The organism is Methylobacterium sp. ARG-1 (assembly GCF_001262595.1).
Taxonomy (GTDB): Bacteria; Pseudomonadota; Alphaproteobacteria; order Rhizobiales; family Beijerinckiaceae; genus Methylobacterium; species Methylobacterium brachiatum.
On sequence record NZ_LHCD01000004.1, the window covers coordinates 296,833 to 311,169 of the forward strand.

13 protein-coding genes are annotated in these 14,337 nt (G+C 67.9%); all 13 read right to left on the reverse strand.

What is annotated here, in order from left to right; translation table 11 throughout:
* Window positions 1-40 precede the first annotated feature (40 nt).
* Complete coding sequence (locus tag AKJ13_RS07285; RefSeq protein ID WP_050732745.1) at window positions 41-916, reverse strand: S-methyl-5'-thioadenosine phosphorylase; 876 nt, start codon at window positions 914-916, stop codon at window positions 41-43.
* A 297-nt stretch (window positions 917-1,213) separates the two neighbouring features.
* Window positions 1,214-2,125: a cytochrome c1 gene (locus tag AKJ13_RS07290; protein ID WP_050732746.1), complete on the reverse strand. Its 912-nt coding sequence runs from the start codon at window positions 2,123-2,125 to the stop codon at window positions 1,214-1,216.
* An 18-nt stretch (window positions 2,126-2,143) separates the two neighbouring features.
* Window positions 2,144-3,430 carry a cytochrome b N-terminal domain-containing protein gene (locus AKJ13_RS07295; protein WP_050732747.1) on the reverse strand — a complete coding sequence of 429 codons (1,287 nt, stop codon included), beginning with the start codon at window positions 3,428-3,430 and terminating at the stop codon, window positions 2,144-2,146.
* A 13-nt stretch (window positions 3,431-3,443) separates the two neighbouring features.
* The gene (petA, locus tag AKJ13_RS07300; RefSeq protein ID WP_050732748.1) at window positions 3,444-4,037 is read right to left on the reverse strand and encodes a ubiquinol-cytochrome c reductase iron-sulfur subunit; all 594 of its coding nucleotides are present in this window, start codon (window positions 4,035-4,037) and stop codon (window positions 3,444-3,446) included.
* A 203-nt stretch (window positions 4,038-4,240) separates the two neighbouring features.
* Window positions 4,241-6,106, reverse strand: coding sequence for an ABC transporter ATP-binding protein (locus AKJ13_RS07305; RefSeq protein ID WP_050732749.1), 1,866 nt, complete (start codon window positions 6,104-6,106; stop codon window positions 4,241-4,243).
* A gap of 163 nt (window positions 6,107-6,269) precedes the next feature.
* Window positions 6,270-6,851 carry an AprI/Inh family metalloprotease inhibitor gene (locus AKJ13_RS07310; protein ID WP_050732750.1) on the reverse strand — a complete coding sequence of 194 codons (582 nt, stop codon included), beginning with the start codon at window positions 6,849-6,851 and terminating at the stop codon, window positions 6,270-6,272.
* A gap of 165 nt (window positions 6,852-7,016) precedes the next feature.
* The gene (locus AKJ13_RS07315; protein ID WP_050732780.1) at window positions 7,017-7,841 is read right to left on the reverse strand and encodes a succinate dehydrogenase iron-sulfur subunit; all 825 of its coding nucleotides are present in this window, start codon (window positions 7,839-7,841) and stop codon (window positions 7,017-7,019) included.
* A 93-nt stretch (window positions 7,842-7,934) separates the two neighbouring features.
* Window positions 7,935-9,752 (reverse strand): succinate dehydrogenase flavoprotein subunit, encoded by a 1,818-nt coding sequence (gene sdhA, locus AKJ13_RS07320; RefSeq protein WP_050732751.1) that lies wholly within the window; start codon window positions 9,750-9,752, stop codon window positions 7,935-7,937.
* Between the two features lie 32 nt (window positions 9,753-9,784).
* Window positions 9,785-10,204 (reverse strand): succinate dehydrogenase, hydrophobic membrane anchor protein, encoded by a 420-nt coding sequence (gene sdhD / locus AKJ13_RS07325; RefSeq protein ID WP_050732752.1) that lies wholly within the window; start codon window positions 10,202-10,204, stop codon window positions 9,785-9,787.
* A gap of 10 nt (window positions 10,205-10,214) precedes the next feature.
* A complete protein-coding gene (sdhC, locus tag AKJ13_RS07330; RefSeq protein WP_050732753.1) occupies window positions 10,215-10,616 on the reverse strand; it encodes a succinate dehydrogenase, cytochrome b556 subunit in 402 nt (133 codons plus the stop codon).
* Window positions 10,617-10,748: 132 nt separating this feature from the next.
* Window positions 10,749-12,050, reverse strand: a complete 1,302-nt coding sequence (locus tag AKJ13_RS07335; RefSeq protein ID WP_050732754.1) for an SLC13 family permease — start codon at window positions 12,048-12,050, stop codon at window positions 10,749-10,751.
* Between the two features lie 190 nt (window positions 12,051-12,240).
* The gene (locus AKJ13_RS07340) at window positions 12,241-12,849 is read right to left on the reverse strand and encodes a hypothetical protein (protein WP_050732755.1); all 609 of its coding nucleotides are present in this window, start codon (window positions 12,847-12,849) and stop codon (window positions 12,241-12,243) included.
* A gap of 160 nt (window positions 12,850-13,009) precedes the next feature.
* On the reverse strand, window positions 13,010-14,337 hold a 1,328-nt coding region (locus tag AKJ13_RS07345), incomplete at its 5' end, for an AMP nucleosidase (protein WP_050732781.1).

Genomic DNA, 14,337 nt, shown 5'->3' on the forward strand with positions numbered 1-14,337 from the left:
CTAGTGTGAGTTCGTCCGGAATGGAAAGGGCGAAGCCGCCCTATCCCTGGAGCACCCGCCCCGCCACCGCGTCGAGCTTGGCGAGGAGCGCCGGATCGCGGGCGGTCGGCGCGGTCATGATGGCGCCGTCGAGCGCGCGGTGCGAGCCCGCCGGGCACGGCTCACGCTCGGCCGGGAAGTCGCGGGCGAGCCGCGCCACCAAGCGGGCCGCCTTGTCGGCGTTGGTCCGGGCGACCGCGATCACTGCGGCGACATCCACGGCATCGTGGCCCGGGTGCCAGCAATCGTAGTCGGTGACCATCGCGATCGTGGCGTAGGTGATCTCGGCTTCGCGGGCGAGCTTGGCCTCGGGCATGTTGGTCATGCCGATCACGTCGAAGTCCTGCGCCTTGTAGGCGCGGGATTCGGCAAGCGATGAGAATTGCGGCCCGTCCATGCACACATAGGTGCCGCCGCGGTGGACCGCGATGTCCTCGGCCTTGGCGGCCGTGGCGATCCGCGCCTGCAGCGCCGGGCCGACCGGGTGCGCGACGGAGACATGCGCGACGCAGCCGTCGCCGAAGAACGAGGAAGCACGCCCATGCGTCCGGTCGACGAACTGGTCGACCAGCACGAACAGGCCCGGCGGTAGTTCCTCGCGAAACGACCCGCAAGCCGAGAGCGCCACGAGGTCTGTGACACCGGCGCGCTTCATCGCATCGATATTCGCGCGGTAGTTGATGCCGGACGGCGGTAGCCGGTGGCCCCGGCCATGGCGCGCCAGGAACACGATCCGGGTGTTCGCGATCCGCCCGATGCGCAGCGCGTCCGAGGGTTCGCCCCAGGGCGAGGCGACGCGTTCCTCGCGCACGTCCTCAAGCCCCGGCAGATCGTAGACGCCGGACCCGCCCATAACTCCGAGCACCGCTGCCGTCATGCCGCTTGTCCTCATGTCGTGGCGCCGCCGCCAGGGCGTCGGATATCCCATCCACCACCCCATCCTGAGGTGTCGGAGCGAAGCGGAGGCCTCGAAGGAGCCTCCATACCGCGAAGCGATCCCTGGACCCCTCCTTCGAGGCCCGCTGGCGCGGGCACCTCAGGATGAGGGGGTGTATGGGATCCGCCCAGCCGGAAGGCGGACGGCCGCGTTCGCCGAGCGGTAGCACGCAGCCCCCGCCCAAAAAAGATGGGCCCCCGAAGGAGGCCCATCCGGCAAAGGTGGTGCGGAGCCGGCTCAGAAGGTCTTGTGCAGCTCCGGCTGGAGGCCGTGGACCTCGCCGCCGACATCGGCCCAGATCTTCTTCTTCACGTAGTAGAGCAGCCCCGACATCACGATCAGGAACAGGATCACCCGGAAGCCCAGAGCCTTGCGATCCATCATGTGCGGCTCCGCCGCCCACATCAGGAAGGCGGAGACGTCCTTCGCGTACTGGTCCACCGTCTCGGGGACCACGGGCTGGCCGTCCTCGCCCTTGGCGTATGTGACCTGTCCGTCCGTGATCGGCGGCGGCATCGCGATGATGTGGCCGGGATAGTACTTGTTGTAGTGGCCGCCATCGGGAACGGAGAAGTCCTTCGGCGGCTCCTCGTAGCCGTTGAGCAGGGCATGGATGTAGTCGGGCCCGTGCTCGGAATAGCCGACGAACGGCAGCCAGTCGGTCAGGAAGTAGAGCGAGCCGCGGGAATAGGTCCGCGCCTTCGCGATCACCGAGAAATCGGGCGGCGCCTTGCCACCGTTGGCGGCCGCCGCGGCCTGGTCGTTCGGGAAGGGCGGCGGGAACGTGTCGGCCGGCCGGCCGGGCCGGTCGAACATCTCGCCGGAATCGTTCGGACCATCCTTGACCTGATAGGTCGCGGCCAGGGCCTTGACCTGGGCTGCTGAGAAGTGCGGCCCGCCTTCCTGAGCGAGGTTGCGGAAGGCGACCAGCTTCATCGAGTGGCAGGAGGAGCAGACTTCCTTGTAGACCTGGAAGCCGCGCTGCAGCTGCGCGGTGTCGAACCGGCCGAACGTGCCGGCGAAGCTCCAGTTCACGCGGCCCGGGATCGGGCCGCCATGCCCGTCCTCTGCGGAGGCTGGCGCGGCGCCGAACAGGAGCGCCGCGAGAGCGACGGCGGCGGTGGTCGAGAAGACGCGGGTCATCATCATGGTTCCGTCGTCAGCCCGTCAGCCTTTGGTGGTCGGAGCAGCGGCGGCGCCCGCCGGCATACCCGATCCACTCACCTGTTTGCCTGGCCCGGTGACGCTCTCCAGGATCGACCCGGGGAGCGCCTTCGGCGTCTCGAACAGGCCGCAGAGGGGCATCACGATCAGGAAGTGCGCGAAGTAGTAGGCCGTGCAGACCTGTGCGGCGAGGACGTAGCCCCCCTCGGGCGGCTGCGATCCGAGCCACCCGAGCAGCAGGGTCGCACCGATGAACACCCAGAAGAACTGCCGGTAGATCGGCCGGTAGTTGCAGGACCGAACCCGCGACGTATCCAGCCACGGCGCGAAGGCCAGGATGATAACCGCGGAAAACATCAGGATCACGCCGCCGAGCTTGCTCGGGACCGCGCGCAGGATCGCGTAGAACGGCAGGAAATACCATTCGGGGACGATGTGCGCCGGGGTTACCGCGGGATTGGCCGCGATGTAGTTGTCGGCGTGGCCTAGGTAGTTCGGCTGGTAGAACAGGAACCACGCGAACAGGATCATGAACACGAAGACTGCGAACAAGTCCTTGATGGTCGCATAGGGCGTGAACGGCACAGCGTCCTTGCCCGACTTGATCGGGATACCAACCGGATTGTTCTGGCCCGTGACGTGCAGCGCCCAGACGTGGAGGACGACAACGCCGGCGATCATCCACGGAAGCAGGTAATGCAGGGAGAAGAAGCGGTTCACAGTCGGGTTGCCGACCGAGTAGCCGCCCCACAGCAGCGTCTGGATCGTGTCGCCGACCACCGGGATCGCTGCCAGGATGTTGGTGATGACCGTCGCGCCCCAGAAGCTCATCTGGCCCCAGGGCAGCGTGTAGCCCAGGAAGGCGGTGGCCATCATCAGCAGGTAGATGATCACGCCGAGGATATAGAGCACCTCGCGCGGAGCCTTGTAGGATCCGTAATAGAGGTTGCGGAACATGTGCAGATAGACGGCGACGAAGAACATCGACGCGCCGTTGGCGTGCGCGTAGCGCAGCAGCCAACCGTAATTCACATCGCGCATGATCTTCTCGACGGAGTTGAACGCGCCCGTCGCCGAAGGCTCGTAGTGCATCGCCAGCCAGACACCGGTGACGATCTGGATGCCCAGAAAGGCGATGAGGATCGCCCCGAAGGTCCAGAAATAGTTGAGGTTCCGCGGGACCGGGAACGCCACGAACGAGGAGTGGACGAGCCCGACGATGGGCAGCCGGGCCTCGAACCACTTGGCGACGCGGCTCTTCGGGACGTAGGTGCTGGCAGTTCCGCTCATGTCCGCGTCCTTCTCACGCCGCTTCCTTGCCACCCTCGCCGATCCGGATCTTGGTATCCGTCTCGAAGGCGTAGGGCGGGATCGGCAGGTTGATGGGCGCAGGCCCGTGGCGGACGCGCCCGACCGCGTCGAATTGCGAGCCGTGGCACGGGCAGGCCCAACCCTCGAAATTGCCCTGGTGGCCGATCGGCACGCAACCGAGATGCGTGCAGTTGCCGTAGACGACCAGCCACTGGTCGTGGCCGTTCTTGACCCGCGTCGGGAACGCAGCGGGGTCGATCATGGCTGAGAGCGGGACCGCCTGCATGTCGGTCACCTCCTTGGCCGTGAGCTTGCGCACGAAGATCAGCTTGCCGCGCCAGAACACGTTGATGATCTGGCCGTCCTGGATCGGTGTCAGATCGACATCGATCGGCGCGCCGGCCGCGATCGTCTCGGCATCGGGCGCCATGGACGAGATCAGCGGCCAGACCGTAGCGGCGGCCCCGACCGCGAGTCCGGCCCCGGTGGCGAGGAACAGGAAATCACGGCGGCTGCCTTCGTGGGGGCCGTCCGTTCGGGCGCTGCCATCCCGGGTCGCGGGAGCAGTGGCGGAGGTGGTCGCCAAGATTCGGAACTCCGTGCGTTGGCGTGAGGGCCGCAGGTGCCCTGCCCTGATTTCCCGGCCGGGCCGCGATCAAAGCATTATCGTTCTAATCTGAGCAATGAGACCGTGTGCCACCCCCAAGTCAAGCTGCCATGGAGCGCCTCGCGAGGGAGTTAGGTCACGATCGTTGTCATATGTTGCCGAATGCCGGTTCGGCCGCATCGCTACGCCACGGCGTCGTCGAACTGCGCCGTTCCACCGTCCAGGAAGCCGCCCGACTGGCGGGCCCAGAGCCCGGCATAGACGCCGCCGCGGGCGACGAGCTCGGCATGGGTGCCCTCCTCGACGATTCGGCCGCGGTCGATCACCACGAGGCGGTCGAGCGCCGCGATGGTCGACAGGCGGTGGGCGATCGCCACCACGGTCTTGCCGGCCATCAGCGTGTCGAGCGAGTCCTGGATCGCCGCCTCGACCTCGCTGTCGAGGGCCGAAGTCGCCTCGTCGAGAATCAGTATCGGCGCGTCCTTCAGCATCACGCGGGCGATCGCGATGCGCTGGCGCTGGCCGCCGGAGAGCTTGACCCCACGCTCGCCGACCTGGGCGTCGTAACCCCGTCGGCCCTTGTGATCGATGAGATCGGCGATGAACCGGTCGGCATGGGCCAGTTTCGCCGCGCGCTCGATCTGCTCCTGCGTGGCGCCCGGACGGCCGTAGGCGATATTCTCGCGGATCGAGCGGTGCAGCAGCGACGTGTCCTGGCTGACCATGGCGATGGCCTCGCGCAGGGATTGCTGCGTCACGGTGGCGATGTCCTGGCCATCGACCAGGATGCGCCCGCTCTCGACCTCGTAGAGGCGCAGCAGCAGGCTCGCCAGGGTGGACTTGCCCGCGCCGCTCACCCCGACCAGTCCGACCTTCTCGCCGGGGCGGATCGTCAGGCTGAAATCCTCGATTACCGTGGCGTCGCCGCGGCCGTAATGGAATCCGACATTCTCGAACCGGATCTCGCCGCCGCTGACGACGAGGTCCCGGGCCTCCGAAGCATCGACCAGGGCGTGCGGCCGCGCCATGGTCTGCATGCTCTCCTGGATGACGCCGACATTCTCGAACACGCCGCGGACCGTCTGCATCACCCAACCCGACATGGCGATGAGGCGCAGGATCAAAGCGAGCCCGGCCGAAGCCTCGCCGGTGGTCATGCCGCCGTCGCGCCAGAGGATCAGGCAGGCCGCGCCCGTGGCGATCAGCAGCGTGCTGTTCAGCAGCCCGAGCAGACTCGTGGTCAGGGTTACCAGCCGGAACTGGTACAGATAGGCATCGGTATGGACCTCAACCGCGTCGCGCACCGTCGCGCGCTCCTCGCGGTCACGGGCGAAGAGCTTTACGGTCAGGATGTTGGTGTAACTGTCGACGATGCGGCCGATCAGCACCGAGCGGGTGTCGGCGGTCTTGTGCGAGCGGGCGCGGGCCCGGGGCACGAACCAAGTCGTCAGGGCGGCGTAGGCGGCGATCCAGACCAGCACCGGCAGGGCGAGCCAGGGCGAGATCGAGCCGAACAGACCGACCGCCGTCACGGCGTAGATCGCCACGTAGAGCAGCGTGTCGATGAACACGACCGCCAGCTCCCGCACCGCCGGGCCAACCTGCACCACCCGGTTGGCGAGCCGACCGGAGAAGTCGCCCTGAAAGTACGAGAGCGCATGCCCCAGGGTGTAGAGATGCGCCCGCCAGCGGATCTGGCTGGTCGATTGCGGCACGATCAGCTGGTTGGACAGCACCTCGTGCAGCCAGATCGAGAGCGGCCGGACCAGGGCGATCAGCAGGAATACCAGGCTCAGCCCGACAGCGTGGTCAGAGAGGACGGTGGCCCGGTCGGCGGTGGCGAGCAGGTCGATGAACCAGCGCATCACCAGGTAGAGGGAGGCCTCGACGGTCCCGGCGACGACCGCGATGACGAACAGGGCTGCCAGGGCCGCCCGAATCGGGCGCAGGTAGAAGCCGGCGAAACCCAGGACCGTCTGCGGCGGGGTTCGCGTCTCGTCGAAGGGCGCGAACGGATCGACCCGGCGCTCAAGCCAATTCAAAAACATATGTTCGGGGCGCACCGCTGTGGGAAACCCTGATGTAAGGGCGGTGCGCTGGCCGCCAAGCGCGCGCGGTCGTCGCGGCGCCGGAAGTCCAGAAAGTATTCCTTATGCGGGACCGGCCCGTCTCGGCCGATCCCTCTTCACATGCGCGGCCCTGCGGTCCGGCTCAGCGCGCCAGAGCGAGCGTGGCCCCCGATTTGGTCAGCGCTCCCTCAAGTGCGCCGCTGCCCTGGCGCAGACGCGCCGCTACGGTGCCGCCCGGCTGGTAGAGATAGACCTCGCCGTCGCGGAAGTCCCAGGCCGAGACCCGTGCCAGGTCCTTGTTGGGACAGCCGGAAGCCGAGGCCTTGTAGAGGTCGAGGGCCGGCGCGCTGGACAGGGTAACCTTGCAGCTCGCGCCCGTGGCGTCCTTGGCATCCCAGCTGCCGACCACCGAGGCGCGGCCGCTCGTGACCACCGGCGGCGGCGGCGCGGGCGGCGCCACCGGCTCAGCGATCACCGTCGGCCCGTTCGGCGCGGCATTCGCCTGGGCGCCGGGCGGGGGCGGCGCGTCGGGGCTCGCGCTCGCACCGGGCGGGGGCGCGAGCGGCGCCGCCGTCACGGTCCCTGAGGGAACCGCCTGTACGGCATCCAGGGACGCTTGAGACGGCGTCCGGCCCCTCGGGCTCTCCAGACGGGTCGTCGCACAGGCGCCCAGAGTGGCGCTCAGGCAGAGGGCAGCGAAGATCGGCAGGCTCGGGCGCAGCATCGGACCACTTTGGATCAGGCTTGGGGTCGCGCGCGATGGCGCTTCACCCCTGACTCCGTGCCAAATGCGCTGACCGCAAGGCGGCCGCCCGGGCCGCCCCCGACTCCGCTGCGGAGGAGCGGCCTTTTCGCCCCGGTGTGGCCGGGGCGCCTCACCGGTGTGCGGTCAGACCACCCGCTCGACCATCATCTTCTTGATCTCGGCGATGGCTTTGGCCGGATTCAGGCTCTTGGGGCAGGTGTTGGCGCAGTTCATGATCGTGTGGCAGCGGTAGAGCCGGAACGGATCGTGCAGGGCATCGAGCCGATCGCCGGTGTTCTCGTCGCGCGAATCGATCAGCCAGCGATAGGCCTGCAGCAGCGCCGCCGGGCCGAGGAACTTTTCGCCGTTCCACCAGTAGCTCGGGCAGGACGTGCTGCAGCACGCGCACAGGATGCATTCGTACAGGCCGTCTAGCTTCGACCGGTCCTCGGGGGTCTGGCGCCACTCTTTCTCGGGGGCGGGCGTCTCGGTCTGCAGCCAGGGCTCGATCGCGGCGTGCTGAGCGTAGAAGTTGGTCAGGTCCGGGACCAAATCCTTCAGCACCGGCATATGCGGCAGCGGGTAGATCCGAACCGCGCCGTCCTTGTCCTTGCGGGTCATCACCGGCAGAGCGTTGTCCGGGCTCTTGCACTCGTCGATGCCCATTGTGCAGGCGAGCGCGTTCTGGCCCTCAATGTTCATGGCGCAGGAGCCGCAGATGCCCTCGCGGCAGGAGCGGCGGAAGACCAGGGTCGAATCGACCCTGTTCTTGATCCACAGCAGCGCGTCGAGCACCATCGGACCGCAATCGTCGCGATCGACCTGATAGGTGTCGATCCGCGGGTTGGCCCCGTCATCCGGGTTCCAGCGGTAGATCTTGAATGTCTGCAGGTTCTTGGCGCCGGGCGGCGGCGCCCAGGTGCGGCCCTGCGTGATCTGAGAGTTCTTCGGAAGGTTGAACTGGGCCATTGCGATCATATCCGGCAATATCGGTCAGAACCGGAAACCGGTCTGAGGGGATGCACGCGCCGCGCATCGGCACGTGCATCGTGATGGTTGGCCTCAGTACACGCGCGCCTTCGGCTCGATGTACTGGATCTCGTTCGACATCGTGTAGGTGTGCACCGGCCGATAATCGATGTTGACCTGGTGCCGGCCCTCGTCGAGCCAGGAGAGGGTGTGCTTCATCCACTCCTTGTCGTCGCGATCGGGGAAATCCTCGCGGGCATGGGCGCCGCGGGATTCCTTGCGGTTAACGGCCGATTCCATCGTCACAACCGCCTGGCCGATCAGGTTGTCGAATTCCAGGGTCTCCAGGAGGTCGGTGTTCCAGACCAGCGACCGGTCGGCGATCTTCACGTCGGCGGCGGCGTTCCAGACCTTGTGGATCAGGCCCTTGCCCTCCTCCAGAACCTCGCCGGTGCGGAACACGGCGCAGTTGTTCTGCATCGTCTTCTGCATTTCGGCGCGCAGCTCGGCGGTCGGCGTCGAGCCGTTGGCGTGACGGAAGCGGTCGAGGCGCTCGAGCGCCTTGTCGGTGGCGCCTTTGGGCAGTTCCTGGGCCCGGCCGTTCGGCTCGACGATCTCGGCGCAGCGCTTGCCGGCGGCACGGCCGAACACCACGAGGTCGATCAGGGAGTTGGAGCCGAGGCGGTTGGCGCCGTGGACCGAGACGCAGGCCGCCTCGCCGATCGCCATCAGGCCCGGCACCACCGTGTCGGGGTTGCCGTCGCGGAGGGTGAGCACCTCGCCGTGATAGTTCGTGGGGATGCCGCCCATGTTGTAGTGCACGGTCGGGATGACCGGGATCGGCTCCTTGGTCACGTCAACGCCCGCGAAGATCTTCGCACTTTCCGAGATGCCCGGCAGGCGCTCGTGCAGGATCTTCGGGTCGAGGTGATCGAGGTGCAGGTAGATGTGGTCCTTGTTCTTGCCGACGCCGCGGCCGTCGCGGATTTCCATGGTCATGGAGCGGGAGACGACGTCGCGCGAGGCGAGGTCCTTGGCCGAGGGGGCGTAGCGCTCCATGAAGCGCTCGCCCTCGGAATTGGTCAGGTAGCCGCCCTCGCCGCGCGAGCCCTCGGTGATCAGGCAGCCGGCGCCGTAGATGCCGGTCGGGTGGAACTGCACGAACTCCATATCCTGGAGCGGCAGCCCGGCGCGCAGAACCATGGCGTTGCCGTCGCCCGTGCAGGTATGGGCCGAGGTCGCCGAGAAGTAGGCGCGGCCGTAGCCGCCCGTCGCCAGGATGGTCTGCTGGGCGCGGAACCGGTGGATCTCGCCGGTGGCCTGGTCGAGGGCGATGACGCCGCGGCAGCGGCCTTCCTCGTCCATGATCAGGTCGAGGGCGAAATACTCGATGAAGAAGTCGGTCTGGTTCTTCACCGCCTGCCCGTAGAGGGTGTGCAGCATGGCGTGGCCGGTCCGGTCGGCCGCCGCGCAGGTCCGCTGGGCGGTGCCCTTGCCGTAATCGGTGGTCATGCCGCCGAACGGGCGCTGGTAGATCTTGCCCTCTTCCGTGCGGGAGAAGGGCACGCCCCAATGCTCGAGCTCGTATACGGCGGCCGGGGCGTTGCGGACGAGGTACTCGATCGCGTCCTGGTCGCCGAGCCAGTCCGATCCCTTCACGGTGTCGTACATGTGCCAGCGCCAATCGTCCGGGCCCATATTGCCGAGCGAGGCCGAGATGCCGCCCTGCGCCGCCACGGTGTGCGAGCGGGTCGGGAACACCTTGGTGATGCAGGCGGTGCGCAGGCCGGCCTCGGAGCAGCCGACGGTGGCGCGCAGGCCCGCGCCGCCCGCGCCGACGATCACCACGTCGAAGGCGTGATCGTGAATGGTGTAGGCAGGCCCGCTGCCGTTTGTGCCGTTGGCGGCCATGATCGGCTCCTCGAAATGCGTGATGGCGGGGTTCAGGCCGGCTGTCCGAAGCCGATGCGCAGGACCGCGTAGAGGCAGGCCACGGCCACCAGGACCGCGTAGGCGTTGTTGGCGAACACCGCGGCGATCTTCGTGCCCTGGCCGTGCACGTAATCCTCGATGATCACCTGCATGCCGATCCGCATGTGGATGGTCACCGACAACAGCGCCAGGATCAGGATGATTGAGACCAGGGGCTTCGCAATCAGATGCGTCGCTTCGACGTAGCCCCGACCGGCCATGCTGGCGACAATCACCACGAAGGCCAGCATCAGGACGACGTTCGCGACCGCGGTCACCCGTTGCTGCCACCAATGGCTGGCGCCGTGATGGGCGACGCCGAGGCCGCGGACGCGCGCGCGCGGGGTGCGGATGGAAACGCGGGTGTCCTGGCGGATCTCTTCCTTAGCCATGCCAGCCTCCTCAGCGGACCAGAAGGGCGACCGCCCAGATAACGATGGTGAGCGCGACGGACCCGATCAGCGTCAGGCGCGCCATGCTCAGGCGTTTCTCCCGGTCGAACCCGACGCCCGTATCCCAGACCAGGTGGCGTAGGCCGCCGAGCATGTGGTGCATCAGCACCCAGGTGTAGGCGAACAAGATCAGCCGGCCGAAGATCGAGCCGAAGACGCCGGCCACGTAGGAATAGGCAACCGGCCCGGATGCAAGCGCGACGAGCCAGATCGCCACCAGCGCAGTCCCGCCATAGAGCGCGGTGCCGGTAATACGGTGAAACACCGACATCGCCATCGTCCAGGTCCAGCGATAGATCTGGAGATGCGGTGAAAGCGGCTGTGCCACTGTCGGGCGCGCGGTGGGTGCCATTGGGTTGAAGCCTCGCAGCTGCGAACTGGACCGTCTCTAATCTGGTGGTAGCGCTAGTGCCTCCGGCGGCAAGCCGCAATGTGTCATGCTGCGGCGCAATGCAGAGCGCGTGTTGATAGAGCGGCGGATCTGTCACTTGAGTTGCCCCAGCAGACGCCACCAGGCGTAATCGAGGGGTGCGGCGACCACGAGCGAAGCCAGGCCGAAGGCCAGGGTGAGTCGGGTGGCGTCCCGCAGGCGCACGCCGCCGAGCTCGCTGGCGAAGACGATGGGTGGGGCCTGGTAGGGGAAGAACAGGGTCGAGTAGCCGATCACCTGGATCGACACGACGGCGAGCGCTGAGAGGCCGCTGGCCTGAACCATCTCTCCCGCCAGCGCCGTGTAGAGGGCCGGCGCGCCGTTGGCGGTGACCAGCAGCGTCATGAGGGTGCTGATGCCGGTCAGCACCGCGAAATTCTGGGTCGGCGCATCGGGGGTGAGCGGCGCCACCGCGAGCAGCCCATGGCCCAACCGCGCCCCGAGCCCGGTCTCGTTGACCAAAGCGACCAAGCCGAGCAGCCCCGCGATATAGAAGCAGGTCCGCAGGTTCACCTGCTGGAACGACTCGGCCGGCAGGACCCCGATCCGCGGCAGCAGGCAGAACACGGCGGCCGCGAGCCCGACCCAGGCCGGGGCGAGGCCGTGCAGGCTGTCGGTGACCCAGAGGGCCAGGGTGCAGGCCAGGATCACTGCCAGGCGCCGCTCCGCCGCGGAGACGGGCGGCAGCACCGGAAGGGCCTGAGCGCCGTGGCTGAGGCGGTCGGGGAACAGCCGCACGATCAGAGCCACCAGCATCACGCCCTTGACCAGCGCCAGGACCGGTGCGTGCAGGAGGAGATAGGACAGGTAGGAGAGGTGCAGGCCGAGCACCTGCTCGGCCGAGCCGGCCATCACGAGGTTCGGCACGTTGGCCGGCAGGATCGCGGCCGACAGGATCGGGGTCGCCACGCCCACCGCCAGGACGGCACCGGTCCGCCCCGGCCGGCCGGACACCAGCCCGAACCCGTCGCAGAGCGCCAGCGTCACCGGGACCATCAGGGCGATCCGGCCGAGGTTGGATGGCATCACGAAGGCGATGAGGAAGCTCAAAATCACCAGACCCGCGATGAAATACGCGTAGGAACCGGACAGGCGCCCGGCCAGCGCCCGGGCCATCCGGGCGCCGAGGCCCGTGCGGGTCATGCCCTGGCCCACCACCATGCCGGACAGGACCAGCCAAAAGGCTGCGGCCGAGAAGCCGGAGAACACCGTCGCGGCGCTGCCGAGTCGCAGCAGCATCGCCAGCCCGAAGAAGGCCAGCGCGGTGACGATCTCGGGCAGAAGCGCGGTCGCCCACAGGCCCATGCACAGGACCAGCAGCGCCGCTGTCGCCGGGATAACCGCCGCCCCGCTCATCCACTCCCCCCGCGCCTCGTGCGGCCGCAGGCATGAGCCGGTTTGGAACGCTTCGCAATTCGGGAGTCCGCGACGCAGCCTTCGCCGCAGACGAAGGCTGCGGGTCCGGAGAACGGGACCGGACATGGAAAAGCCCGGCCGATGCCGGCCGGGCTTTTCCGTCGTGAGGCCGCTTCGAAACGCGCGGCGCTCAGTAGCCGTAACCGAAGGTGCTGCAATAGGCCGGATCGTAGCCGTAGCCGTAACCGCCGGCGCAGCTATCGTCATAGCCGTAGCCGAAACCACCTAAGCCGTAGCCAACGCCCAGTCCAAGTCCGACGCCGGCCAGACCGTAACCGAGGCCGCGACCGTAGCCGCCGCCATAGCCCCGCCCGTAAGAGCCGCGATTGGCGTAGCCCCGACCGGCAAAGCCGCGGTTTCCGATCACGCCGCGCCCACCATAGACGGCGCCGCCGCGCTGGAAACCGCTACCGCCAAAGCCCCGGCCGACACCGATCCCCGGTGCCCCGACACCCGCACCGCGAAACCCGCCGCCGGCGAGACCAGCACCGCGGAATCCGCCGCCACCCAGACCGCCGCCGCGGAAACCGCCACCAGCAAGTCCGCCACCGCCCAGTCCACCGCCCCGGAACCCGCCGCCGCCGAAGCCACCACCATGGAAGCCGCCACCGCCGAACCCGCCGCCGTGAAACCCGCCGCCGTGAAACCCGCCGCCGCCGAACCCGCGGGCGTCGGCGCTCGCAGGAACGAAGGCGAAGGCCGCCAAAAGTGCCGTCGATGCGAAAGCAAAGCGCTTCATTGAAAAGTCCAATCCTCGAGAGGAGTATGACTTTTCAACGTGCCATCGATCTCCCGTATCCACGTTCGATGATTGATCGTGGCGTGTCAGTCCGTCGCTGTTCGGCAATCCAGCCCCGAAATCCCGCGAAAGCTTGTCCGTATGTACGGGCGAACGCGCTTTAGCGGAACGGCGGCTCGTCGAAGCTGCGCAGCTTGCGCGAATGCAGCCCGTGCCGGTCTGCCCGCAGCGCGTCGAGGGCCGCCAGCCCAACCCGCAGATGCTCGGAGACCGCCCGGTCATAGAAGGCGTTCGCGGCACCGGGCAGCTTGATCTCGCCGTGAAGCGGCTTGTCGGAAACACAGAGCAGCGCCCCATACGGCACGCGCAGGCGAAAGCCCTGCGCGGCCACGGTGCCGCTCTCCATGTCCACCGCGATGGCGCGCGACTGATTGATCCGCCGCCGCTCCTGGCTGAACCGGAGCTCCCAGTTGCGGTCGTCGTAGGTGACCACCGTGCCGGTCCGCAGGCGGCGCTTGAGCGCGTCAGCCTGCTCGCCGGTGACCGAGGCGGCGGCGCTCTGGAGCGCGACCTGAACCTCGGCGAGCGCCGGCACGGGAACGTCCGGCGGCACAAGCTCGTCCAGAATCCGGTCGCGGCGGAGATAGGCGTGGGCCAGGACGTAATCGCCGATGGTCTGCGACTGGCGCAGGCCGCCGCAATGGCCGACCATCAGCCAGCAATCCGGGCGCAGCACCGCCAGATGGTCTGTGATCGTCTTCGCGTTCGAGGGGCCGACCCCGATATTGACCAGGCTCGTGCCCTGCATGGTGCCGTCGGCGCCCCGGGCGACGAGGTGATAGGCCGGCATCTGGTGCCGGTGCCACGGCGAGGCGGCGATCACCGCGGCGGGATCGGCCGTGGCCGCCTCCGCCCGGCTTACGGAGATGCCGCCGGGCAGGACCAGCCGCTCGAAGCCTTCCTCTCCCGAGGCCAGGCGCTCGAGCCCGTGGCGGACGAATTGGTCGACGTAGCGGTGATAGTTGGTGAGCAGGATCCAGGGCTGGACCTCGCGCCAGTCGCAGCCGGTGTAATGGACCAGGCGGCGCAGCGAGTAATCGACCCGCACCGCGTCGAACAGAGCCAGCGGCAGCGGCTCGCCGTGGACGAGATCGAAGGTGCCGTCGGCGATCTCATCGCCCACCAGCGACAGGAGCGGAACGGGGAAGTAGGTGGCGAGCTCGGCGCCGTCCACCGCGCTCCCGCGGGCATCGAGGCCTGCCTCCAGGACGTAGGGATAGGGGATTTCCTGAGCGCTCAGGCCGACCTCGATCTGGATGCCGTAATCGTCGATCAGCGGTTGCAGCTGCCGGGTCAGGTAATGGCGGAAGAAGGCCGGATGCGTCACCGTGGTGGCGTAGGTTCCGGCCGCCTGGAGCTTGGCAGTCGCCCGCCGCACCCGCGGCAGCGGGCCGGCGGGGCGGTAGCTGATCCGCAATTCGGGATAGC

Excerpts from the sequence above, each read along its gene's own strand:
- AKJ13_RS07285 (WP_050732745.1), bottom strand. The coding sequence starts at position 916 with ATGACGGCAGCGGTGCTCGGAGTTATGGGCGGGTCCGGCGTCTACGAT.
- AKJ13_RS07290 (WP_050732746.1), bottom strand. The coding sequence starts at position 2,125 with ATGATGATGACCCGCGTCTTCTCGACCACCGCCGCCGTCGCTCTCGCG.
- AKJ13_RS07295 (WP_050732747.1), bottom strand. The coding sequence starts at position 3,430 with ATGAGCGGAACTGCCAGCACCTACGTCCCGAAGAGCCGCGTCGCCAAG.
- AKJ13_RS07305 (WP_050732749.1), bottom strand. The coding sequence starts at position 6,106 with ATGTTTTTGAATTGGCTTGAGCGCCGGGTCGATCCGTTCGCGCCCTTC.
- AKJ13_RS07310 (WP_050732750.1), bottom strand. The coding sequence starts at position 6,851 with ATGCTGCGCCCGAGCCTGCCGATCTTCGCTGCCCTCTGCCTGAGCGCC.
- AKJ13_RS07315 (WP_050732780.1), bottom strand. The coding sequence starts at position 7,841 with ATGGCCCAGTTCAACCTTCCGAAGAACTCTCAGATCACGCAGGGCCGC.
- sdhA (WP_050732751.1), bottom strand. The coding sequence starts at position 9,752 with ATGGCCGCCAACGGCACAAACGGCAGCGGGCCTGCCTACACCATTCAC.
- sdhD (WP_050732752.1), bottom strand. The coding sequence starts at position 10,204 with ATGGCTAAGGAAGAGATCCGCCAGGACACCCGCGTTTCCATCCGCACC.
- sdhC (WP_050732753.1), bottom strand. The coding sequence starts at position 10,616 with ATGGCACCCACCGCGCGCCCGACAGTGGCACAGCCGCTTTCACCGCAT.
- AKJ13_RS07335 (WP_050732754.1), bottom strand. The coding sequence starts at position 12,050 with ATGAGCGGGGCGGCGGTTATCCCGGCGACAGCGGCGCTGCTGGTCCTG.
- AKJ13_RS07340 (WP_050732755.1), bottom strand. The coding sequence starts at position 12,849 with ATGAAGCGCTTTGCTTTCGCATCGACGGCACTTTTGGCGGCCTTCGCC.